25 protein-coding genes are annotated in these 23,899 nt (G+C 44.3%); 4 read left to right on the top strand and 21 right to left on the bottom strand.

Annotation, left to right across the window (positions count from 1 at the left end; translation table 11 throughout):
• Positions 1–282: 282 nt before the first annotated feature.
• From AB4307_RS13905 to AB4307_RS13875, 7 genes are all read right to left on the bottom strand, one after another.
• Positions 283–498, bottom strand: a complete 216-nt coding sequence (locus tag AB4307_RS13905; RefSeq protein ID WP_004730103.1) for a DUF3820 family protein — start codon at positions 496–498, stop codon at positions 283–285.
• 13 nt (positions 499–511) lie between these two features.
• Positions 512–1,183 carry a DUF3313 domain-containing protein gene (locus tag AB4307_RS13900; RefSeq protein ID WP_229648181.1) on the bottom strand — a complete coding sequence of 224 codons (672 nt, stop codon included), beginning with the start codon at positions 1,181–1,183 and terminating at the stop codon, positions 512–514.
• 100 nt (positions 1,184–1,283) lie between these two features.
• Positions 1,284–1,637, bottom strand: a complete 354-nt coding sequence (locus tag AB4307_RS13895; RefSeq protein ID WP_372132106.1) for an XRE family transcriptional regulator — start codon at positions 1,635–1,637, stop codon at positions 1,284–1,286.
• Positions 1,638–1,769: 132 nt separating this feature from the next.
• Positions 1,770–2,744, bottom strand: coding sequence for a heme o synthase (gene cyoE / locus AB4307_RS13890; RefSeq protein ID WP_372132104.1), 975 nt, complete (start codon positions 2,742–2,744; stop codon positions 1,770–1,772).
• A complete protein-coding gene (locus AB4307_RS13885) occupies positions 2,734–3,789 on the bottom strand; it encodes a COX15/CtaA family protein (RefSeq protein ID WP_372132102.1) in 1,056 nt (351 codons plus the stop codon). The genes cyoE and AB4307_RS13885 overlap by 11 nt, the downstream gene beginning before the upstream one ends.
• Before the next feature lie 60 nt (positions 3,790–3,849).
• Positions 3,850–4,458 carry a redox-active disulfide-containing membrane protein gene (locus AB4307_RS13880; protein ID WP_017061753.1) on the bottom strand — a complete coding sequence of 203 codons (609 nt, stop codon included), beginning with the start codon at positions 4,456–4,458 and terminating at the stop codon, positions 3,850–3,852.
• Entirely contained in the window at positions 4,451–5,398 is a 948-nt protein-coding gene (locus AB4307_RS13875) for an SURF1 family protein (protein WP_136982409.1), read from the bottom strand. Before AB4307_RS13875 ends, AB4307_RS13880 begins: the two co-directional genes overlap by 8 nt.
• Here AB4307_RS13875 and AB4307_RS13870 point away from each other — a divergent pair.
• Complete coding sequence (locus AB4307_RS13870) at positions 5,286–5,516, top strand: DUF2909 family protein (protein WP_017066085.1); 231 nt, start codon at positions 5,286–5,288, stop codon at positions 5,514–5,516. The two genes, AB4307_RS13875 and AB4307_RS13870, sit on opposite strands and share 113 nt — an antisense overlap.
• 19 nt (positions 5,517–5,535) lie before the next feature.
• On the opposite strand, the gene AB4307_RS13865 is transcribed toward AB4307_RS13870, so the two are convergent.
• From AB4307_RS13865 to coxB, 4 genes are read right to left on the bottom strand one after another with little or no spacing between them, the layout of a single operon-like run.
• Positions 5,536–6,420: a cytochrome c oxidase subunit 3 gene (locus tag AB4307_RS13865; RefSeq protein WP_372132100.1), complete on the bottom strand. Its 885-nt coding sequence runs from the start codon at positions 6,418–6,420 to the stop codon at positions 5,536–5,538.
• Between the two features lie 38 nt (positions 6,421–6,458).
• A complete protein-coding gene (locus AB4307_RS13860) occupies positions 6,459–7,088 on the bottom strand; it encodes a cytochrome c oxidase assembly protein (protein WP_372132098.1) in 630 nt (209 codons plus the stop codon).
• 11 nt (positions 7,089–7,099) lie between these two features.
• A complete protein-coding gene (ctaD, locus tag AB4307_RS13855; RefSeq protein ID WP_017061756.1) occupies positions 7,100–8,761 on the bottom strand; it encodes a cytochrome c oxidase subunit I in 1,662 nt (553 codons plus the stop codon).
• Entirely contained in the window at positions 8,758–9,960 is a 1,203-nt protein-coding gene (gene coxB / locus AB4307_RS13850) for a cytochrome c oxidase subunit II (RefSeq protein WP_372132096.1), read from the bottom strand. The genes ctaD and coxB overlap by 4 nt, the downstream gene beginning before the upstream one ends.
• A 454-nt stretch (positions 9,961–10,414) precedes the next feature.
• Between coxB and AB4307_RS13845 the strand changes: the two genes are divergently transcribed.
• Positions 10,415–12,121, top strand: coding sequence for a phospho-sugar mutase (locus tag AB4307_RS13845; RefSeq protein WP_372132094.1), 1,707 nt, complete (start codon positions 10,415–10,417; stop codon positions 12,119–12,121).
• Between the two features lie 107 nt (positions 12,122–12,228).
• Here AB4307_RS13845 and AB4307_RS13840 read toward each other — a convergent pair whose 3' ends face one another.
• From AB4307_RS13840 to yegD, 4 genes are all read right to left on the bottom strand, one after another.
• Positions 12,229–12,861 carry a LysE family translocator gene (locus AB4307_RS13840; RefSeq protein ID WP_017068640.1) on the bottom strand — a complete coding sequence of 211 codons (633 nt, stop codon included), beginning with the start codon at positions 12,859–12,861 and terminating at the stop codon, positions 12,229–12,231.
• Positions 12,862–13,011: 150 nt separating this feature from the next.
• Entirely contained in the window at positions 13,012–13,644 is a 633-nt protein-coding gene (locus tag AB4307_RS13835; RefSeq protein WP_372132092.1) for a fumarylacetoacetate hydrolase family protein, read from the bottom strand.
• Between the two features lie 290 nt (positions 13,645–13,934).
• Positions 13,935–14,972, bottom strand: a complete 1,038-nt coding sequence (locus AB4307_RS13830; RefSeq protein ID WP_017061761.1) for a porin — start codon at positions 14,970–14,972, stop codon at positions 13,935–13,937.
• Between the two features lie 491 nt (positions 14,973–15,463).
• The gene (gene yegD, locus AB4307_RS13825; protein WP_017064846.1) at positions 15,464–16,816 is read right to left on the bottom strand and encodes a molecular chaperone; all 1,353 of its coding nucleotides are present in this window, start codon (positions 16,814–16,816) and stop codon (positions 15,464–15,466) included.
• Between the two features lie 160 nt (positions 16,817–16,976).
• On the opposite strand from yegD, the gene AB4307_RS13820 reads away from it, so the two are divergent.
• Entirely contained in the window at positions 16,977–17,285 is a 309-nt protein-coding gene (locus AB4307_RS13820; protein WP_080582242.1) for a DUF1289 domain-containing protein, read from the top strand.
• 134 nt (positions 17,286–17,419) lie between these two features.
• Here AB4307_RS13820 and AB4307_RS13815 read toward each other — a convergent pair whose 3' ends face one another.
• The gene (locus tag AB4307_RS13815) at positions 17,420–17,770 is read right to left on the bottom strand and encodes a HopJ type III effector protein (RefSeq protein ID WP_017061764.1); all 351 of its coding nucleotides are present in this window, start codon (positions 17,768–17,770) and stop codon (positions 17,420–17,422) included.
• Positions 17,771–17,964: 194 nt separating this feature from the next.
• Here AB4307_RS13815 and AB4307_RS13810 point away from each other — a divergent pair, with 194 nt between their 5' ends.
• Complete coding sequence (locus AB4307_RS13810) at positions 17,965–18,624, top strand: PilZ domain-containing protein (RefSeq protein WP_017066093.1); 660 nt, start codon at positions 17,965–17,967, stop codon at positions 18,622–18,624.
• A gap of 59 nt (positions 18,625–18,683) precedes the next feature.
• Here AB4307_RS13810 and luxQ read toward each other — a convergent pair whose 3' ends face one another.
• From luxQ to AB4307_RS13785, 5 genes are all read right to left on the bottom strand, one after another.
• Entirely contained in the window at positions 18,684–21,257 is a 2,574-nt protein-coding gene (gene luxQ / locus AB4307_RS13805) for a quorum-sensing autoinducer 2 sensor kinase/phosphatase LuxQ (RefSeq protein WP_372132090.1), read from the bottom strand.
• Positions 21,257–22,351 carry an autoinducer 2-binding periplasmic protein LuxP gene (locus tag AB4307_RS13800; RefSeq protein WP_371720949.1) on the bottom strand — a complete coding sequence of 365 codons (1,095 nt, stop codon included), beginning with the start codon at positions 22,349–22,351 and terminating at the stop codon, positions 21,257–21,259. Before AB4307_RS13800 ends, luxQ begins: the two co-directional genes overlap by 1 nt.
• Positions 22,352–22,659: 308 nt before the next feature.
• Positions 22,660–22,974 (bottom strand): GIY-YIG nuclease family protein, encoded by a 315-nt coding sequence (locus AB4307_RS13795; protein ID WP_017061768.1) that lies wholly within the window; start codon positions 22,972–22,974, stop codon positions 22,660–22,662.
• Positions 22,975–23,631, bottom strand: coding sequence for a YceH family protein (locus tag AB4307_RS13790; protein WP_017061769.1), 657 nt, complete (start codon positions 23,629–23,631; stop codon positions 22,975–22,977).
• 56 nt (positions 23,632–23,687) lie between these two features.
• Positions 23,688–23,888, bottom strand: coding sequence for a hypothetical protein (locus tag AB4307_RS13785; protein WP_372111548.1), 201 nt, complete (start codon positions 23,886–23,888; stop codon positions 23,688–23,690).
• Positions 23,889–23,899 lie beyond the last annotated feature (11 nt).

Genomic DNA, 23,899 nt, shown 5'->3' with positions numbered 1-23,899 from the left:
CTGAATGTACGTTGTCTCACGTCACTTTCTATCAGCACTAATCTTCTTGTTCCCTGTAACTTAACTAGTAAAAACTCTAGTTTCAATCACTAATTAAAAATAAACGCAATTTTTTTTGTGTTTTATATTTAAAACACCCTGTATACCATTATTTACACGCTATCGATTGCGTATTTTATAGCAAGGTAAGAAGAGCCATTCTTCAAGCTACATCATGCATGTAAAATTGTGTCGAACTCAAAAACAAAAAAGCTCACGTGATCAGCGTGAGCTTTTATTTAATTACATTCTTTTCAATGGCTTGACGACACTATCAAGCCCTTCAATTTTCAGAGCAAGGCACAGTTTCAATAAATCGCCGAGTTCACCAGACGGGAATCCCTTTTTATCAAACCACAGCAAATATTCTTCAGGTAAGTCAATCAGTGTACGACCCGCGTACTTTCCAAATGGCATCTGCATTCGAGCCAACTTAATCAGGTTCTCTTTCTCTAGCATTATTCGGTCTTTACTATGCGTCATCTATGTTGTGTAGAGTATCACCTAAACGTTCAACCCAATAGTTGATCGCGTCTTTCGCATCATCCAGCGAATCAATCATGGTTGAAAAATCTTTGTTACCCGCTTCACGGTCGATGGCTGCAAACAGTAGTGTGCCCTCTTGAGCATCACTGACCAATAACTCTACACTCGCACTCCCAACATTGGTGTGCTCACCAGTCGTGACCTTAGATATGGTTGACATCGCAAGGCCAAACGGCAGAACGCTGCTCGTTACAGCTAAGATCGGATTGGGCGTTTCAACGTTACTCAGAGCGATACTCAAGCGGAGCGTTTTTCCTGTCGGTTCATCGACAATCGTTTTATGAGGCGATATTTTATCTTCCAAGCGCGCAACCATGTGCTCAGTGAGTTCCTGAATCTCTTCCTGATCCAACGAACCTTCTTCTGCTAAAACAAAAATTTGGTCGATCACTACAGAATCGTAGTCATCTAACTTGGATTTCAAACGCTGCGCGTCACGTAGCCCAACCCTTGCCCAAACCAAGTCGACGCCTCCGTCAGGCCCAGCCTGAAAATCTTCGTAGCTGGTAAATTTAGTAGCGGTTCTAATTGGGCCGCCTGCACAACCAAGCAAGAAAATGCTGGTTGCAACAAGCAAAAGGACTTTTAAAGGGTTCATAACGCACTTAGTCAAAATTAAGGAATCTAATTAAGTATGACATACCCTATGTGAAAAGGTTGTAGAAAAAGGGGGTTAAAAATCAGAGCTAACTCTAAAATTAATCATGTTGAACAGTGTGTGCGTACTCTACAATTACCTGATTTCCTTCAATATAAGCATTTTGGATCTCACCATCAACACTCATTCTACTTTTCAGGTAGACCACTTTAGGCCCCGATTCATTGCCCTCTTTTAGCGAGGGGAATACATTCCTTGGTTCCAAATGAAGTAAACGACAAAAATGACTAATGAAAGACATGGTTAATGGCGTCTCCCCTCTTAGTACTCTTGAGAAATCAAGCTGGTTCATGCCTAGCATTTTTGAAAACTCCATCTGCGTAATTCGCATTCTCGATTTTTGTGACATCCACGTTTGATACAAGGCGTCTCTGTCTAGTTCTGTGAATTCCATACCGGCTCCTTTATATAATTCATACCAATCAATTGTCCGGTTTTTCATACATGGCGTGTCAGGGTTCGGTTAGTGGAAACCAAAGGTTTGGTTTTGATATGGGGATGACCTTGTTTAATCTGTACAGAGCTATCAGAGCAAATAATGATCCGCCAACAAAGCAACAAACAAGATCATGAGATGATAGATGGAGAACTTAAAGGTCTTCATCGCCATATTGGGCTCATCACGATATTTAAGTAGCCAAGCGTGATAAACAAACCCGCCGTTGAGCACCAATGAAGCGCTCAGATATATCCAGCTGCTCATGCCAACCAATACAGGCAATATACACACGATGCTAAGCAAAAAGGTATACAGAAGAATAGACGTCTTGGTGTATTCGATTCCGTGAGTCACAGGCAACATGGGGATGTTCACTTTGGCATACTCATCACGACGATGAATTGCCAACGCCCAGAAATGAGGAGGTGTCCAAATAAAGATGATCATCACCAACAACCAAGCATTTGAATGCAGTTCATTGGTAACCGCCGTCCAGCCCAACAGCGGAGGCATTGCGCCTGCGATCCCTGCGATCACAATGTTTTGTGGCGTCGCTCGTTTTAAGTACATGGTATAAATCACTGCGTAACCCAACAAGCTTGCAAAGGTTAACCAAGCGGTGAGTTGATTGACCCACACCATTAACGTGGCAAAGCCAAGTAAGCCGATACCCGCGGCAAAGCTGAACACACGCACACTACTCAGTTCACCGGATGGTAAAGGGCGTCGATTTGTTCGAGTCATCTGGCCGTCGATCTTTTTATCGATCAAGTGGTTAAACGCAGCCGCTGAACCTGCCATTAACCCTATCCCAATCATTCCGAACACAGTTTGTTGCAAAGGCAATCCATTCGGCACGGCCAAGCACATCCCAACCAATGCCGTCAGCAACATCAAAGCCACCACTTTAGGCTTGGTCAGCGTTAAATAAACTTTCCAAGTGGCTTTGTTTCTTGCAGCAATTTCGCTACTTAAAGCTATGTCATTGTTGGCTGCTATCTTATGAGTTAAGGCTGCGTCTTGAGCCACCACTTCATACTGTGTTGACGTTCTACTGACCATGATTACCTCCTTGTAATACACTGTTTTTCACCAAGCTCTGACTTGGTTTGCGTTGCCACACGACAAAATTGGTTACAACCATGCTGATGAGCAACATCGCTGCGACTAGGTTATGCAAAACCGCGACTGAAATTGGCAGATGAAACCATACATTACTGATCCCAAGACTGATTTGAGTAAACAAGACTATTGCGACAATCACGCTCAGCTTTTGGTGAGGCGCTTGGCCAAACTTCCATAACTGGTACACGATCATCAGCACCGTTAACGTAGCCACAATAGCCCCGAACCTGTGCATGACATGGATGGTGAGCCTTGCGGGATATCCCAACACACCAAACTCATAGTTATCGTGTCCATGTTGAGCAAAATCGAACGCATTTTTGAAGTCGAGGTAGCTCATCCAGTTACCTTCACAAATAGGCAATTGGGTACACACCAAAGCGGCATAGTTTGACGATGTCCAACCACCAAGCAGTATCTGCCCAACCACAATGAGTAACCCAAACAACGCCCAAAATTTAAGTGTTGGAGAATAAGAAGCCTCGCCAAAACGGCTTTGGAATTGAGACAAACGGCAGTAGAGCAGACACAACAGTGACAGCAACGTGACCCCCCCCATCAAATGCGCCATAACCACAACGGGCATCAACTTAAGAGTCACCGTCCACATTCCAAGCAAAGCCTGAAAAATCACAGTGGCAGAGATAAGTAATGGAAGACCAACTGGTGTGATGTTCTTTTTAATACACCAAGCTACAACGACAAAGATAAGCAACCCTAATGTTCCTGCAAAGTAGCGATGGATCATCTCTATCCACGCTTTGTCTGCTTCAAGAGCTCGCTCTGGAAATTGCAGATTGGCTTGACTCACCGCTTGGGCATCAGACGGAACGGTGATCTTACCGTAACAACCCGGCCAGTCAGGACAGCCAAGGCCAGCATCAGACAGGCGTGTATAAGCTCCGAGAACAATCACGGTAAGGGTTAACAAGATAGTTAATCTCATCACAAGCATCAGTAAATCAGGGGCTTTATTCTGCATCACTTATCTCCCTATACTTATTCCCTTTCGCTGCTTAAGCTCAAGCATTTGCGCCATCAACTACCCAACTCGAGACAGCTTAAGTAGCTTTCTTAAATCATGAATCATACCTTTGGATTGCCCGACTAACTGCGACGGTTCCGACACGCTTTTGTACTCCATAACCAACTGTCCTAGCGGGTCAATAATGACAATGGAAGCCGGCGAAAACTCGGTGCTTAACTGATCACCACCAGCTAACAAAGATAAATCAGGCTTGTTGAGCGAACCCGACAACGAGTTACCTTCTGAGACGAAAACAACGGCGGTCACTCGCTCTTTGTTTTTCCCTAACGCTAAGTAGCTTTGATTCAAATAATGAAGCTGTTGTTCACACAAGCTTTCGCACTCCATCGGTGCGATATACCCCACAACCCAACCCTCTCCTGCCATGGGTACCGTTACGCCAAAATCCGCTAGTGTAATTCTTGGTTCTACCAATTCGCCTGAGTTAGTGACACCTGACGTATACCAATTCTGATCCAACACAGTTTTGGCGATAATGGCTGGCAAAGCGAAAATTAAAACGAGTCCGATTAATACCAAGCGTCCTTTAGTACGACGGCTTCTGAGCTCAGCCATGTTTGCCTCGGTAATTTCCCTGTTCACTTGTGCTTGAGATTTATCCATCCTTATTCCTCGTGATAGGTGTTGCTTTTAGGTACTGATAGCCAATCAACAACATCAAAAACAAAAGTACCGCAGCCATAACAAACCATTGAAATGAGTAACCAAAATGCTTCTCAGACCTCATCGCCGTTGGACGCCATAACATTTCATAGGGCCATGAATCTAAACTCTGAGGTTGGAAGACAAAGGGCAGCACTTCTTTTCCTGTATACTGTGATAACGCTGCTATGTTTAGGTTTTGGATTCTATTCGGTGTCGTATTTTCTAAACCCAACTCATGACTTAAAGGGTTAATTGAGCGTGTATACAAGCGCCCTGACATTTTGGTTGGTACAGTGATACTTCCTAATTGCGGTAGTTCTCTTCTGTCATTACTTGCCGGAACAAACCCAAGATCGATCAACAACTGTTTTTCAGCCACTAAGGACTGGTTTCCATCTTCAAAGCGAACCTCACCCAACATGTAAATCACATACCCTACCGTTCCTTGGCTTATCTGGTTGTCTAACAAGAGCATCAAGCCGCTCGTATTGACTAATTCAACATCAGCCTTTAACCCGTTTAGGGTTTGAGGATTTAATGACTCTTGACCAGATAAATCCAGCTCTCGCAACTCAGAAATAACGACACCTAAAGGTTGTGACGAGAGATGTGCTCTCTCAGCTAATTGCTGTTCATAACGTAATTTCTCGTTACCACGATCGAGTTGCCACAAACCTAACTTGATTAAAGCGCCGACTGAAACCACAGTTAAAACAACCGCTATCCAAAAACCTTTACTGCGGAACTTGTGTTCATCATCAATCAATCGGTTTGGAGTTATCACTATGGCGTCATCTACCTTTGTTCTGTTATTTAAAGTCGTCTTGGTCGCTTTGCTGTTTTTTATCGCTTTCAATTTGATGAAAGGCCTAATCCAAATCGCCTCGGGCAAACACAATGGAAAAAGACTCAGTTACTTCTTGGGGCGTCGTGTCATGTGGTCAGCCGTTGTCGTGCTACTTTTATTACTTGCTCTGGGATCAGGAGTGATAACTCCCAACCCTCGCCCCTATTAATCCCCTATAGGCTCAATCGTTAAAGTACATAAACAAACACAAACAGGCCCAACCAAACCACATCAACAAAGTGCCAATACCAACTGCCCGCTTGGAACGCAAAGTGGTCTTTCGGAGTGAAGTGGTCTTTCGTAACCCTTGCCAGCAACACAATCAAAAAGATCGTCCCTAAACAGACATGTAAGCCATGAAACCCAGTCAGCAAAAAGAAGGTATTACCGTAGATGCCAGACTGAAGTGTCAGCCCCATCTCTTGATAAGCGTGAAGATACTCTTCAACTTGGAAGAACAGGAAGAAGCCAGCCAGAACAATGGTTATCTCCAACCACACGATCAAAGCCATACGCTTATTTTGTTCAAGACTGATATGTGCCATGTGCAGCGTCACAGAGGAAAGCAGCAGAATAATGGTGTTCTTAAGCGGGATACCTTGCCAAGGCATGGCTTGTGTCGTTACGCCATCAGGGGTCGTCGTTAGTGGCCAAATTGATTGGAACATCGGCCACAATACTTCATGGGTCATTTCATTATTGCCCGCACCACCAATCCAAGGCACAGAAATCATTCGAGCATAGAAAAGCGCGCCAAAGAAAGCGCCAAAGAACATGATTTCGGAAAAGATGAACCAACTCATTCCTTGTCTAAAAGAACGAGAAATCTGCTCAGAATAGAGACCACTCAATGATTCTGTGATCACATTGCTAAACCAACCTGCGAGCATGTAAAGCAGCACAGCAAACCCGACTAACAACACCGCTTTGCCAAACACACCACCTGCGGCGTCGGTACCCATGTTTTGCACCGTCAAGCCAGCGCCAACCGCGACCAAAAACAGTGCTACAGCACCCACCAATGGCCAGTGGCTTTGATGTGGAACGAAATAAACTTCCTTTTTAGAACTCATCGCTCAACTCCTTATGTTGATACTGGTTCTGTAAATTCCTAGTTACTTGCGAGTGCGTTAGGCTCAGATTTATTGGCCGCAGCACCCACCTCATTCGTGATATTGAATAATGTGTAAGAGAGCGTCAGCGTATGTATCGATTCTGGAATATCTGGCTCAATGTAAAATATCAAACCCATTTCTGCGCTCTTGTGTCCGTCCAATGGCTGCTGATTAAAGCAAAAGCATTCCATCTTATTGAAGTAGGTTGCCCCCATACCTGGAGAAACCGACGGTACGGCTTGGCCAACCAATGAGGCTCCAGAAAGGTTTTTGGCAATGTAGTTAGTTTGAACCACCTCACCAGGATGAACCTCTAACACTCGAACTTCAGGCGAAAACTGCCATGGCATATCTGGCTTGATGTGGGACATGAATTCGACTCGAACCGTACGAGAGTAGTCTGGCTGCATTCCCTGAGGTTGCACCGCTGAAACAGTATTAGTTTTGCCATTGATGCCTAAGGCCTCACACATGACATCGTAGAGCGGCACCAAAGCGAAACCGAAGCAAAACATCGCAACCACGCTCAACACCAAGTAGCCCGTCAGCTTTTTGGTCGATCGCTTATTAGACAGGCGCTTAGGTTGTTTTTTATCTTGATTGGGATCGCTTTGCTTATCACTCATGGTTCTGCCCTCTAATCCACTTTCGGCGGATGGGTAAAGGTGTGGTGAGGCGCAGGGCTTGGTACTGTCCATTCAAGACCTTCAGCTCTATCCCAAGGCTTACTTGGCGCAGGCTCTCCCCCTCTTACGCACTTAATCGCTAGCCATAAGAAAATTAGCTGAGACAACCCAAACGCAAAACCACCAATCGACACGACTTGGTTAACGTCAGCAAACTGAATCGCATAATCAGGAATACGACGCGGCATACCCGCTAACCCTAAAAAGTGCATCGGGAAAAACAGTACATTAACTGAAATCACCGACGTCCAGAAATGCCACAGGCTGAGCTTGTGGTCGTACATATGTCCGGTCCACTTAGGCAGCCAATAATAGGCAGCAGCCATAATCGAGAACACGGCACCGGTTACCAGAACATAATGGAAGTGAGCCACAACAAAATAAGTATCGTGGTATTGGAAATCAGCTGGCACGATAGCGAGCATCAATCCAGATAACCCGCCAATCGTAAACAAAACAATGAAGGCAATCGCAAACAGCATTGGTGTTTCAAAGGTCAAAGCACCCCGCCACATGGTCGCTACCCAGTTGAAGACTTTCACACCGGTCGGCACCGCTATCAACATGGTGCAATACATGAAGAACAGTTCGGCAAATACTGGCATACCCGTGGTGAACATGTGGTGTGCCCAAACCAAGAATGACAACAGTGCGATACTACAGGTCGCATAAACCATCGAGTGATAACCAAACAGGCGCTTACCACTGAATGCAGGGATGATGGCTGAGACAATACCAAAAGATGGCAAGATCATGATGTACACTTCGGGGTGCCCAAAGAACCAGAATATGTGCTGGAACATCACCGGGTCCCCACCACCAGCGGCATCAAAGAAGCTAGTCCCAAAATACTTGTCAGTCAATACCATAGTCACAGCCCCCGCGAGAACGGGCATCACGGCTATCAGCAAGAAAGCGGTAATTAACCATGTCCATACGAACATCGGTAGCTTGAACCAAGTCATACCCGGAGCGCGCATGTTCACTATGGTTACGATGACGTTAATCGCCCCCATGATCGAACTGATCCCCATAATATGAACTGAGAATACGAATAGCGCGGTACTGTCTGGGCCATAAGTTGTCGAGAGTGGCGCGTAGAAGGTCCAACCAAAGCTCGGGCCGCCACCCTCTGTAAACAAAGATCCGATTAAGATTAGAAACGCAAAAGGCAAGATCCAGAAACTGAGGTTGTTCATTCTCGGCAGCGCCATATCTGGTGCACCGATCATCATCGGAATCATCCAGTTAGCCAAACCCGTAAATGCAGGCATTACGGCACCGAATACCATGATTAAACCATGGACTGTAGTCATCTGATTGAAGAAATCTGGCTCAACGAGTTGCAAACCCGGTTGGAACAGCTCCGCACGGATCACCATCGCCATTGCGCCGCCCGTTAAGAACATTGCAAAGCTGAACCACAAATAAAGTGTACCAATGTCTTTATGATTGGTTGAATACAGCCAACGAGCCCAGCCTTTAGGTGCCGCATGTGAATCGTGATCATCAACAGGCAAATCATTATTGCCCAAGGTGCCTTCCGCAGAATGGCTCAGTACTTGATCTTCTGCTGGAGCCGATTTCACCGGCTTATTGATAGGTGAACTCATAACTGATCCTTAGCATCATTTTGTGCATCATCCGTTGAGCTTTCAGAACTGCCTTCTTGCTTCGCCTTATAAGCGTTGATATCTGAGGCCTGAACAATATCGCCGGTATCATTACCCCAAGCGTTTCGTTGATAAGTTACTACCGCTGCGATCTCTTTCTCGGTTAACTGATTATCGAATGCTTGCATCGCCGTACCGCCACGACCATAAACAATTGTGTCGATATGAACATCCACATCACCAAGGGCAATAGGACTTCCTTTGATGGCAGGGAATGCTCCAGGAATGCCCTCACCGTTTGCTTGGTGACAAACCGCACATCGAGTTTTGTAAACCTCTTCACCGATGGTATTCAACTCCGCCAAGGAAAGTGACGCATCTAATGCATCTTTTGCGGCTTGTTGTTCGGCTATCGCTAACTCTTTCTGCTCCGCTAACCATGCGTCAAACTCATCTTCTTCCATGGCATGCACCACGATCGGCATGAAACCATGGGCACGACCACACAACTCTGCACACTGCCCTCGGTAAACACCAGGCTCATCTATCTTAGTCCAAGCCTCATTAATAAAGCCCGGAATGGTATCTTTCTTAACGGCGAATGCTGGCACCCACCATGAGTGAATCACATCATCGGAAGTCATCAAGAAACGGACTTTACGGTCAACAGGCAGTACCAGCGGCTTATCAACTTCTAGCAGGTAATGCGCGCCTTTCACTTCGAGGCCTTCAATCTCTTTGTCACTGGTCGCTAGAAGGCTGAAAAATTCGACGTCTTCACCAAAATAGCTGTAATGCCATTTCCATTGTGACCCGGTGATTTTAACGGTCAGATCTGATTGGGAGGTATCTTCCATCGCTATTAAGGTTTTGGTGGCGGGTATCGCCATTGCGATGAGAATGATGATAGGGATGATGGTCCAAAGAATTTCGACTTTCGTGCTTTCGTGAAAATGGGCAGCAACTGCGCCCTTCGATTTCCTGTGCCTCAAAATCGAATAAAACATCACACCAAAAACAACAAAGGCAATCGCACAACAGATGTAGAAGATCAGCATATGAAGTTCATACACCTTACCACTGATCTCAGTGACGCCTTGAGTCATGTTGTAATTACTGCTAGCGTGCACTAAAGGCGATACTAAAAGCACAACAAAACTCTTCAAAAGCCACGCTAGCCTAACCAGTAATCTTTTCAAAAGATCTCTCCTTGTCCTTCCTAATTGGATACTTGCGACCTAAATGTCGTTGCGAACTGGACAACATTCATTGTTATTCCGGCTACACATGAAAAGGCTGAATCTCAATCTACAACTCACATGGAACTAGCCTGTGAGCAGCCTACTGACCTCATATAAACCCAAGAACTAATACGGTTCAAAAGCGTTGGAGGTTTCCATGAAAGATTCAAAAACGGCGAATTTGTTAAATTTTGTTATATTTATGTAAAAGGCTAGTTAGTGATATCCAATTATTCAAGGTAAGTTTACTTACTAAACAGTCAATTATTTGAAGTGGCTTAATCTACGTGCCCTCTTGCCGTTGGAATTTATTTTATATCGAGTTTTACGATTGCTTCCATGGAAATGAGAATTAATATCACTTAAATTAAATCAACGGTAAGTCATACAGACATTAATAGGTTTAGTGATTATGCAAAATGCAATGAATTGGTTAGCGAGAGACCCAGATCCAAGAACTCGTGAAGAACTTCAACACCTCATCGATGAGGGAATGCACGACGAACTTGAAGACCGCTTTACTCAACGATTAGAGTTCGGAACGGCAGGACTTAGAGGCAAAGTTGGATGCGGCCCAAATCGAATGAACCGTTTAGTCATACAGGAAACAGCAACCGGGCTCGGCCACTACTTAATCGAACATGTCGCTAATGCGACCATTCGCGGTGTAGTCGTCGGTTATGACGGCCGTTTAGATTCAAAGCAGTTCGCGATTGATACCGCTTCCGTACTCACGGCTTTAGGCATTAAGGTTTATCTAACCTCGAACGTCGCGGCGACCCCTATCGTTGCCTTTGGTATTGAGCACTTCAACGCCGCAGCTGCCGTTGTGGTGACGGCCAGCCACAACCCACCGGAATACAATGGTTTCAAAGTGTACTGGGAGAATGGCGCTCAAATCATTCCTCCTCACGATGCGGGTATTGCCGCTGAAATCGATATCGCATCGACCAAGCCGCTCCCTTTAATGAGCCTAAGTGACGCTGAATCGCAAGGAAAGTTGGTGTGGTTAACTGAAGGCTATTATCAAACCTACCGCGCTGCGATAAATCAGAGCCCATACGTGAGTGACGAGATCGAATCGGCGAACACCACTATCACCTATACCGCAATGCATGGTGTCGGCGCACAAATGGCCGAGGATCTACTTCACGATTCTGGTTTCCATAAGGTATTCAGCGTCGCCGAGCAAAGAGAGCCCGATGGTAACTTCCCGACCGTCAACTTCCCGAATCCGGAAGAAAAAGGCGCGATGGATCTGGTGGTTAACTTAGCAAAAAGTGTCGATGCCGACATTGCTTGTGCCAACGATCCAGATGCAGACCGATTTGCGGTTGCAGTGAGAACAGATGATGGCTCATACAAAATGCTAACAGGTGACCAAGTCGGCGTGCTATTCGCGCATTACTTGTTATCAAAACCTCATACCAAAAACCAGTTAGTTGGTAACAGTATCGTATCTTCAACATTGCTTGAAAAAGTAGCTCAATCCCACGGGGCGACTTATTTCCAAACGCTGACAGGCTTTAAATGGTTAGCCAATATCGGCATGCAATTAGAAGACGAAAGCAATGAGTTCTTATTCGCCTATGAAGAAGCGCTAGGCTATACGATTGGTACTCAGGTTCGAGATAAGGATGGGCTGTCTGCCATCGTTGTTTTCGCTCAACTGGTTGAGGAGCTGAAATCTCAAGGCCGAACAGTTTGGGATCTTCTTGCTCAGATATCGTTGGAACATGGTGTCCACACCAACGCACAACGCAGTATCGCGCTTGACCCAGATTCACCATCGTTAGGTTCGAAGCTTAGGTCTGCACAACCTAAAGCAATCAATGGCGTCGCTATATCAGTGATTGAAGATCTGCAGTCGTCTTTACGCTTTGTTATTGGTGGTAATACTGAGGCGATTAACCTGCCCGCAAGTGACGTACTCATCTATCACCTCGAAGACGGCTCACGCATTATCGTAAGACCTTCCGGCACTGAGCCAAAAGTTAAGGTCTACTATGAGACGGTGACAAAATTTGAAGGGACAGAAACCTACGAAGACACTCGCCTGCGCGGTGAGAAGTACATGGAGAAACTGATTGAACAACACCAACAAGAGTTGAATTCATAGCGATTTAGCGCGTTCAACATGTAACGGTTAAATATAAAAAATGGACGCTCGTAGCGTCCATTTTTGTCTCAGCGGCTAACCACGAGAAGATGTCTGATTTGATTGGTCTACGAAGTAAAGAAAGAAGACAACATCCAGATAGCTAACACGATGAAAACTCCGCCCATGACTTTCTGTTGATAGGTACGAAACTTCGCGTTTTCTACGAGAGATTTACCAATCGTACCCACTAACGCCACCAGCAAAAAGTTAAACGTTAAGCCGAGAACATTCAGTAATAAACCCAGAACAAGCATCTGCTGACCGGAAGTCGCTTCAATATTCGTCGACACAAACTGAGGCAGAAACATCACAAAGAAAACCAAGGCTTTAGGATTAAGCAGGTTACTGATTAGCGCTCTTTGATAGTAGGCTTTTGCTGCAAAGTTATCGCTTAACTCAGGCGCGTTACCCTGCTCTGTTCGCAGGCAGTCCCATCCCATCTTCAACAAGTACGCGCCGCCTAACAAATGTAGAGCTTTAAGCGCTATTGGGCTCATTGCGATCAACGCTGATACACCCATAGCCGCTAATACTGTCAGAATGATTCCAGAAGTCGCATTACCTAGGCTTGCAAACACGCCGACCTTACGGCCATAGCTCATGCTTGAACTCGCAATCAGTAACATATCAGGGCCAGGTAAAAGAAGAAGTGCAACAACGGCAGTCAGGTAGACAGGTAAAATGGTTAAGTCGATCATGAGGGTCAGCATTGATAAAAACGGAGGCGGATTTTATATCAATTACCAACACCCTTCCAGATGCAATCAGTTGTTCGACGTTTATTTAATCGAATTAAAAACCAACATTAAGCGACAAAGCCAATTTATTAACTAAATAGAAAAGACTAATTAACTTGCTACCCATTCGATCTCAATCAATGTCGTATCGCCACACTTTAGGCGACCAAGGAAGATATCGCCTCGATGTACGGCCCCAACACCTTTTGGCGTACCTGTCATCACAACATCGCCGTCTAGTAAGGTGGTATAAGAAGACAGCTCTTCTAGGATAGTTTTTGGAGAGTAAAGCATCTGCTCAACATGTCCTTTCTGAACACGAACACAGTTAATAAACAACTCTAGGTTTAAGTCTGCAAGGTCTAAGTTATCAATTGGAACAAAGCGACTAAATACGGCTGAGCCATCAAAAGCTTTGGCGCGTTCCCAAGGTAAGCCTTTCGCTTTTAAGCTACTTTGCAACTCACGCTTGGTGAGGTCTAACCCTAAGCCCACGGCTGAGTACTGGCCATTTTCAACAATAAAACAGATTTCTGCTTCGTAGTGCAGCGCTTCTTGATGAAAAGAAGACAGGGATGACGTAACGCTGGTACTTGGTTTATTGAAAACCACCATAGAGTCTGGGATTGCGTTATTGAGTTCTTCGATGTGATCGACATAGTTACGCCCAACACACAGCACCTTAGTTGGGGTTGCTGTTCGTCTCGAATTCATCAGCTGTTCCTGATCGACAACACTGCTCATAGTTTATCCCTGAACTATTTTTTTTGAGTGGAGAGTTTAACGCATCATAAAATGAGAGTCTTCGACAAGATGGTTACTAAGATCTAAATTCTGATCTTTAGCTCAATTCGATGATTTGAAAGCGTTTATACGAAGGTCGCAATAGTGCGAAATCACCATTCAAGACAAAAGCCCAAAACGAAAAAAGCCCTCTCTAACCAAAAGGTTTGAGAGGGCTTAGCATGGTGTCTAGGACAGTATCCTAAAAGGTAAACCTAAGGAGTAAACACTATGCTAAATCAGTCTGCGACTTATAGGTAGTAACGAGCACCAAGTAGCCATTGGTCGTCAGCTTTCTCTTTGTACTCACCAGAACCTTGTAGGTCGAATTGGTAACCAGCGAAGCCTACGAACTGAGATGTGAAGTTGTATTCAGCTTGTAGAGCTGTTGTAGAGAATACTGTTTCGCTCTTCTTATCGTCTTCTACCGCTTCGTAGTTAACGCTTAGGTTAAGGCTGTTAGAAAGCGCGTAAGATGCAAGCAATTCAACTGCAACTGACTCTTCAAGAATCTGGCCGTTACCTGAGTTCATGTAGTTGTTCATTGCGTATACACCAGCAAGGTATAAACCTTCAGCGCCGTATGAACCGTAAGTTGCACTTACTACATGTGAATCAGCAGTTTGTGAACCAGCAAGAGCGTAAGTTACGTCACCTGTGTTGTATGCGTAGTTTGCAGTGAAATCAGCGATCGCGTAGTTCAACGCGATTTGAGCACGGTTGCCGTATTCGTTCGCACCATCAGCTTTGCGACCTTGCCATGCAACAGCTGCGTTTAGAGAACCAGCGTTACCGAAGTCGATAGCGTTGCCGTAGCTAACCATCTCTTCGCCACGACCAGTACCTAGATTACCGTGATCTTCGTAGATGAAGTCATTCGCAAATGCGATTGGCATATCTGCTACACCAGCAACGTTGTAGTAAGGTGCCCATTGAGTACCTACTGCTGCACGACCGTAATCATCGTGAGAAAGGCCAACGTAACCAAGACGAGTTGTGAATGACTGATCACCACCGTCTAGCATGTTTAGCGCCCATTCACCTTTAGCATCAGCAGTAAAGCCGTTGCCAAGTTCATGAGTTGCACCGAAGTTGATACGTGGAGAAACAGTTTCTACACCGATGTCGTCGCTGTTAAGGCGGTCATCGCTGTTTACATCACCAACTGCAACTGAAACGTGGCCGCCAACAGAGAATGTTGTGCCGTCTTCGTTGTAAAGTTCTACTGCAACTGCCTGTGTACCAAATACTGCACCAGAAATTGCTAGCGCTAAAAGTTTCTTATTCATTGTCATATCCATTATGTAACTGGGTGAGTTATTCACTAACAACCTCGTGCTTACGGAGAAGTTGTTACCTGCATTTAACAAGTAGGCAAACCCTAATATACGAATGACAAGAAAGTTGCATTAAAATATATAAAATAAAAAAAATCGCACTATAAAAAACAAAAATACCCTTTAAAACAGTTGATTAACACGACAATTGCTGGGATCTCTTTTCATTCTTTGAGATAAATACTTTGATTATTTTTGATTTTATAATCACTAAAAAAGCATTAAAAATCTAAACCCAAGGTAACTCATCAGACCATCGAGAGGCTCGCCTTTGCCTTTGAAACATTTTGTAACACGTAGAGCTCAGCTGAAATATTTAGCTTTGTGAAACAAATCCCAATATGAGCTAGGAAAAATCGTTCAATAGAAAGTTCATTAGAGAAAAACAAAAAAAGGGCAACCAATCAGCGACTGGTTGCCCTTCATAACTCATCATTGAACTCTTATTTGAAGCAAACCTCAGCCCAACGAGCTAAACCTGCAGTTACTGAACCGAAGTAATTACCACTCACAATCGGTACATTCGGCACAGCTTGTTGTACGGCTTCACGAAGTATCGGTGAACGAGCGGAACCACCCGTCATGTAGATTACGTCTGGCTTTTTCTGGCCTTGTTGAATCGCTTCTTTAACCAACTCAATCATCTTAGACTTTGGTGTTTCAATCGCTTCAACCATCTGTTCGACTGAGATATCTACCTCGACCAGTTCAGAGGCAACATTAATCGCAGCACGATATTGAGGGGATTCTGCCAGCGCAATCTTGGCCTCTTCCGCTCTACGCACAATACCGTAACCCAAAGTGTCGTGATAAACCTTCATCAAACGTTCTAGCTTTTGAGGCTCTGACGCTTCTTTACGAAGTAATTTTAATGCCGCTAGGTTTTCTCTTGAATAGAAGTTCTTTTGAGCTTCAACATTATTAATCGCAATTGGGTTCCAGAATTGAGTCAGTGGCATATCAATACCCGAAATGCCTTTGCTGCCCATACCAAAAGGTGACATCAGTTGTTTGAATGCAAGATAGATATCGAGGTCATTCCCCCCTACCCTTTGCCCACTGTGTGCCAACAAGCTCTGGGTACGATCCGCTTTACCAGACCACGTTGGTCCCATTTCTAATAATGAGCAATCGGTGGTACCACCGCCAATATCAACAACCAATACTGTTTGGTTTTCAGTTAATGTGCTTTCGTAATCAAGGCCTGCGGCTACGGGCTCAAATTGAAAAGCGATATCAAGGAAACCGGCACGCTTAGCTGCGCGAGACAGTATGTCTTCAGCTTGTCTGTTCGCCTCTTCACCACCTCGACCGTGGAAGTTAATTGGTCGGCCGATAACAGCTTGCTTGATCTGCTCTTGAGTCGTGAGTTCGGCTTGATTCTTGATATTTGCCATCATGGCGCACACTAAATCTTCGAAAAAGCTCACCTGCACATCATGCAGTCCACTCGCGCCAAGGAAAGATTTAGGGGACTTAACATAATAAACATCGCGAGGGTCTTCTAAATATAAGTCCAACGCAGCCTGACCAAATGCCATGTCTTCTGGCACTAAGTCGATACTCTCTTCTCTGTTCAGCGCAATCGCACGTCGTAGTACTTGTTCACCGATCGCATCACTCGGCTTGATATTCAAGTGGCGGAATAGATGTTCAGAAACACTCTCACGAGTAGGCGCAAACACGGTTGAGGGAATATAGTGGTTGTTACCTTCTAGCGGTAACAGGCTTGGCTCTCCATTAACCATCGCCGCGACAGAACAGTTCGCTGTTCCATAATCAAATCCAATAAACATAATATCCCCCCACTCAACAAAAGGGGCGAGATGCTACATGAAAAGCCTAAAAATTACGAGGTCATTTCTAAATTTAACTGAGTAATTTCTTAGCTTAACGGCTCTTCAAGAAGAAACAAATATGCTACATTTCAGCCCAAATGAATCACAGGTTAGAGAAATGAAAACACCTTGCCGAGCGGCTTGTAAAAATAATGGCGGAATGTGTAGTGGCTGCTTTCGAACAATGGATGAAATTATAGGTTGGAAAGGCTTATCTGAAGAAGAGCAAACGTCGGTTATGGATAATCTTAGTGGCGCGAGTTCGACTCACCAATGTCCACAGTGTAATGAGCCAGCTCAATGCGATATCAGTGCGGGCAAAGAGACGTGTTGGTGTTTTGAGTTAGAAAAACGAGATACTAGCGATATTCCAAAGGCTGGAGTTTGTATGTGTCGTAAGTGCTTGTCTGCCCTGCCCGTTCAGTAGTTTAGAGCCCATTTAGTAAGTTACTGGATAGCAAGTTACTAGCCAGTTCAACATAGACAAAAAAAGCGAGAGGTTGTTTTCTCGCTTCAAAATACTGAGATTAAATTTCGACCTAATCGTTACCTGGTTAGTGTCTACTTCACTTTTGCAACCAGCGCAGGCTGAGAAAACTGGATACCATTCCAGCCATGAACCATAAAGTTACGAATATTTTGATGGTCGCTGTTCTCAGGAAAACCTAGCACGTCGTTACGATAAAATTGACCAAAACAAGCAAGTGTTTGCTCTGCTGATAGGCCTTGCTCTAAACCAAAAGCAAAAATCTTACACGAACCATTATTCTGCCCTGCAGCGTTCACTACCTCACCATTGCGAAATTCGCGCTCAGAAAAATCATAGTGAGCTTCGATCACTTGCATTGTATCTTCAAATTGCACGGCCTCTGGGGTTTCAGCCAGAGTATTCAATAAGGTTTCCAGTTCCATTTACTATTTCTCCATCAAGTATATATCTGTCAGCAGTGTATCTTGTTTTACGACAAGAGTAAGCCGTTGTTTACTTGAGATAGCGATTCACTTTTTTGTTGTACGCTGCTAATTACTTCAATGAAACTAATGACATAGTTTTATCAGGGCGTTATATTATTTTATCAAACGATTAACATTATTCAGTAACGAATATGCATAAAGATAAAAACTTAGAACTGTTCAGATACCTAAAGCCAGGTACAAAAACAGCAGGTGTATTGGAATTTGGCCCAGACGACTCAATCCAGATCAGTACACTTTATATCGGACACAAAGAAGATCAGTACCTCATCCTAGAGCTTACGCAAAAAGCGACAGAAGCACTGACGCTGAGAAAGCTCACAAACGTTGATATTATTGTTCGTGCGATTACCGACACCGAACTTGGGCACATTGTCGCGTTCAAAACCAATGTACTGGCTCATATCACCTCTCCAGCACATCTAATCTTCCTTCGCCCACCCTCAAACTTTGCAACCAAGCCTATTCGTGAACACGAAAGGTATAAAGTACGTCTCAGCTGTGAAGTCACTTTTGATACCTTGTCGCTGGATGCCACACTAGTCGACTTTTCAGCGTCAGGGTGCGGTATCTATCTTACCCAGCAATCAGATATTGATGTCGGCTGGAAGATAAAAGTTAATTCTGACTTAAATGAGTACTTAGATGACGATCTTGTCTACAAGGTGGTAAGTAAGAAAAGGCAAAGACAAGGCTGGCTGCTAGGTATCCAATTCCCTGAACACCTAGATATGAGTGATGAGTTGAAAACGCTGCTATTGGAACAAGCCTTTGTCGCTGGCTCGATATAAAGGCAGAAAATTAGTTACTTCTCTTCAACAGACTCCATTAAAGAGCACTAAGTTAAAGCCTAGTGCTCTGTGTCATTCCAGTATGAGTTTTTGAAATGAACAAACGCTTGGTGGAGCGACTCTTCTTTAATCGGCTTTACAATCACGTAATTCGCCCCTGCGGCCATAAAGCTGTCTCTAGTTGACTCTTGAGCATCAGCGGTACACGCATAAATAGGGGCTGACACACCAATCTCACCTCTTAGCTGCTGAGTGGTTTCAACACCACCGAGATTAGGGAGTTGGTTATCCATCAAGATCAAGTCATAGGTAATCGTCTTAGCCATCTCAATCGCTTCTAAGCCATCTTTTACCCAGGTGACGACCATGCCATATTTCTTACAGAAAGCCTGAGCAATAAAGGCGTTGGTGTGATTGTCTTCCACCAGCAACACATTCAAAGGTCGACTAAACAACGCCTCTGGCTCAACCTCAGCTTGTTGCTTAGCATCGACTAATAGCGGCTTGGCGTGTACGACTACAGGAATTTCTATCGTGAACTCTGAGCCTTGACCTATCACGCTGCGGACTTGAATGTCCCCTTCCAGCATATCGACCAGATTTTTTACAATTGTAAGTCCTAAACCAGTGCCACCATATTCACGAGTGGTGGTCTCTTCGGCTTGAACAAAGGGTTCAAAAACAGCATCAATTTTGCTTTCATCAATACCAATGCCAGAATCTTTCACTCGAACGATCAAGCTGGCGTGATCGGAGTTAAAGATACTCTCGAGCTCAAAGCTGACGGAGATACCGCCTTGATGAGTGAATTTAAAAGCATTACTCAACAGATTAAACATGATCTGATTGAGGCGTACTTGGTCGGTATTGATTTCAATGTCATCAACCAAGTGATTCACAATGGTAAATTCGACGGATTTATCTTCACACAGCGGTCGATAGATGCTGTCTAAGGTATTAACTAACTCCCCTAAACGGAAGTCTTTCTTTTGAATATTAAACTGCCCTTGCTCAATCTTTGAGAAGTCCAAGATATCGTTAAGTACCGCCAGTAAATGTTCCGCACTATTACACAGTACATCCACCTGCTCGCGATTATCTTCATTGTGCATAGAGCGCTTGAGCAGCTGAGACACACCGAGAATACCGTTGAGCGGCGTGCGAATCTCATGACTCATCTTAGCTAAGAAGTCTGCTCGCACATTCGCAAGATGCTCAGCTTCTTCTCTTGCTCGATCAGCCTGTCTTTCCGCCTCGATTAGCTTAGTAATATCTTGCCCTTGTACCACCACTCCTGTGATGCCGTGTTCCACGCGAATAGCAGACATGTTCCAACGAAACACCTTTTCACCAATGGGTACGTTAATACCCGTCAGTTTAGAACCCTGAACCACCATTTGAATATTAGGCAGCATTCGCTGCTCAAACTCTTGGGCAATTGGACCATAATTGTCATCAGCATCGAACAACGCCATGCGAGCGGCGGGGTTCATCTGAATCAAATCGCCTTTTTCAGACCAAACTAAGATAGGCGAATGAGCAAAGTTAAAGAGATCTTGGAATTTTTGATTCTGTTCAGATAAGCGCTCAAAGGTGTCTTCAAGAGTACAACCAATATGATGAAATTCGAAAATGTTAGAGCCATCGAACTTGTTGTACTCTTCGCTAGCACTTGCCGAACGAGTAAAGTCCATTAGCTTATCAAGCTCGGCTGAGACTCTCTTTTGAATCCAAGTTCGAGCAAAAAAAGACATCAATATGATCACCACAATCACCACGATGATCGCACGCTGATAATTCTCTTCTAACGCAATGAAATTATTATTTTTTTGAACAGCTCGAATGATTAAAGGAGTTTCAACAGCATTAATCTTAATGGTTGCGATGGTAACGAAATGACGCGGCAACTGTTCGTACATTTGGTAATTGAGGATGTCAGTAATGGTGTAGCTTTCATCACCACTGAATGTCGATGTCACCGGTGTACCGTGCGCTTCAATCACGATATTTTCGCTATTACTGCCCTGTTGGATTGACTCAGCCAAAGAGAAGTTGTTGTCAAGCACAATGGCGATATAGAGTTGACCAAGGACTTCCCCAGTAGCGTTATCAACAATAGGGGTACGGCGAGCCAACAAGTGACGCTTACCTATATCTGTCCTCAGTTTAATAAAATGCCAATTACTGCTGAACGAAACCTCATCAGAAATATGCTTTAAGTTGGACTCATCCAAACCATAAAATTGACTGTTGCCGTCTTCCCAAGCCAAACCATCGTGGGTTGAGACAAAGCGTAAATCTGGTGCATGATCCGGTTCACGTTGGTCAACACCAAAGAAAAAGTAGCTCAGAGTCTCGTCATTACCCGTATCAAAGTGCTCTCTGAGAGTTTCACTGTGTGAGCTACTGTCTTGATGGATTTGCAGCACCGACAAACGATAATCAAACATGTTTTGGATCAGGCTTGAGGTTTGCTGTACCGTTCGATTCGTCTCTTGCTGTACGATATTACTGCTGGTTTCATAATTATGAATAAGCACGCCAAGTGCCATCACGCCTATCACCAAAATAACGATACGCGTAATGAGTCTAGCTAAAGTGTTTCTAGGTGTACTGGCGTAACTTTTCTTCATTAGTGACCTGAGTACCTAAATGCTCGCTGTTTAAGTTCTGAAATACGTTCTGGGGAATCTTCCTTGGTGACAATTTCAAATTCACCAGAGTAAACGGTAGGCACTTCCAAACCGGCTAGATCCCACTTGATCGCCTCTGCCATTGCAATGCCTGTATCGTCGTTCATACGCATGACAGTAACATCTAGGTCGCCCCTTGCAATGGCTTCAAGTTCAGCAGAGCCGCCTCCCCAACCATTCACTAAGATGTCTTGGCCCGATTCACGAATCGCTTCCATTGCACCGAGAGCGACATCCGTTGAACATGCATAGATAAAGTCTAGATCCTTATCGTTCTCTATGCTGATTTTAGCCGCTTGGTAGCCACTGTCTTTGTTTGATTTTGTGTAAAACGAAGACTTAAGGGTAAAGTTGGTATCCGTATTCACTTCATGGATAAAAGTATCTCCACGCGCATCACTGATATAGCCTTGTGAGTAATACAAAACAGAATACTTACTGTCTGGCGGACTTACTTGTTTAAAATAGTCCGCCAGTTTTAAACTGCCTGTCGCATGGTCAAAACCCACATACATAAATGGCTGTCTATCTGCCCAAGCTCGCACTGGCGTCGTGATATTTTGAAGAATCAGTTTGGTGTCTGTAGAGGTCAACACGTGCTCGATAAACTTGCGGTGGCGCGTGGTATCTAGCGTGAAAATCAAATAATCCGTCTTGTTTTCAATCGCTTCTTGCAACGAAATACTCTGCTGCGCGAGATCGGCATTAATACGGGTAAACACTTGATTTATTTGATAGCGGATCTTCAGCCTATCGAGACGCTTCTCAAAAGCTTGAATATTGCGAACCCAGTAATCCGAGATCTGTTGGCCCGGATACACCACGGAAATCGTAATTGGTTTGTCTTGGATTCTTCTCAGTGGCACAGGGTGATTTTGTACAGCCTCGACCATTTTATCGGTCAATGCTCTTTGTTCTGGAAAAGTGGAAAGATAATCTTGGTATTCCCAGTACCCATTGAGGACATGAGTACCATGGGAGAGAGCGGACGCAGAAAATACGGCAAGTCCAAACAACATCAGTAAACGTTTCATATTTTTCTCGTTTTATATGAGCTACTTTGGCTCATTTTTTAACCTAGCATGACACCATCTCTTTGTATGGCTAATGGATATTATGTAGGACAACGATGATAAATGATAGCGTCTAACACTAATTAGAACGACATTCTAAATGAGCAATATGTTAATTTGGAATGGAGATTAAGAACAACGAGTTAAATTATGATTTCAGCCCATTCACGGTAAGAGTAATTACCATTTAAATTCATAAGCTTAGCTAGAGCCGATATAGCTCCTTACACTATTAAGATTTAATCAATAACAAACATTTTAGCTATGAATTATGAGACTTCGATATATTGAATTTTGTCTTTTTGCCACTCAATAATCAGTTTGAGTGATACCAGTTTTTCTTTGCGGGATTTGGGCAACTGCTTGATCGCGTATTCGGTTTTCAACGCCTCACTTTTTGAGCCAACACCAAAGCTCCAAACCAGCTTAAGTGGGCCTTTACCTTTTAAAGCTTTGGCGCCTTTACCGGTTTGATGTTGTTCAAATCGACGTTCTAGATTGTTCGTCACGCCACAATAAAGGGCATTGTGACGATTGCGGATCAAGTACACGACCCAATCCGCATTTTTATCAGCATCTGACATTTAAAGCAGTGATTCAACCAGAGCCTTAAGCTCTGCCACTTCTGCTCGTAGGCTTGCAACTTCAGACTCAAGCTCTTCAAACTTTTCACTCGTTGCAGAGGGGGCAGCCGCGCTTACTGATGCCATCGCAAACGCTTCAACGTCCACTTCACCGCTCAACAAATGCTGGTAGCGTGATTCACGTTTACCCGCTTCGCGTGGCAGCTTCACAACCAAGGCACCTGCTTCTCTTGCAGCGAGTTTGTCTAATGTTGCTTCTACTTCTTTCACATCACTAAAGTTTGCAAGGCGACCCGTTCGAGTACGAAGTTCACCGGGTGTTTGCGCACCGCGCAGTAACATACAGCAGATGATTGCACGCTCTTGCTCTGTAAATTGCAGATCGCCGAACTCAGTGTTGCAGAAACGATGCTGATACTTATTAACACGGCTATTGAAGCTGCTCTCATCACTCACCATGCGACGTCCGATTAAACCATCAACTGCATCTAAAACATCTGACTCAGAAAGAGAGAGAACAGGTTCACGGTTACTCTTTTGATTGCATGCCGTGGTTAAACTGTTCAGTGTCAGTGGGTAATGATCGGGAGTAGTGACTTCTTTCTCGATCAAACAACCGATAATTCTCGCTTCAATTGGGGAAAGTACTGTGTTCATCGTTTTTCCTTTTTATTATTTTGATAATTCCATCTCAACACCTAACAATGCAGTAACTAGTGTTCAGACAAAATTGGTACTCGTTTCTTTCTGCCCTGTTCATCAATCATTATGATCTTAGAACGGTTTAGCTCTATTTCCACGACTTCCAAATAAGTACGCTCTTGTACATACGCATCACGAAGCTTGTTTTGTTCTGCTGAAGGTTCAGTGACATTCTCGTCCAATTCTTCGTTTTCCAATTGTTGTTGATTCATTTCACATTTCG

This window comes from Vibrio sp. 10N.261.52.C2, assembly GCF_041471425.1.
Taxonomy (GTDB): Bacteria; Pseudomonadota; Gammaproteobacteria; order Enterobacterales; family Vibrionaceae; genus Vibrio; species Vibrio crassostreae_C.
The sequence above is the reverse complement of the archived record's forward strand: the minus strand, read 5'-3'. Positions and strand labels throughout refer to the sequence as shown.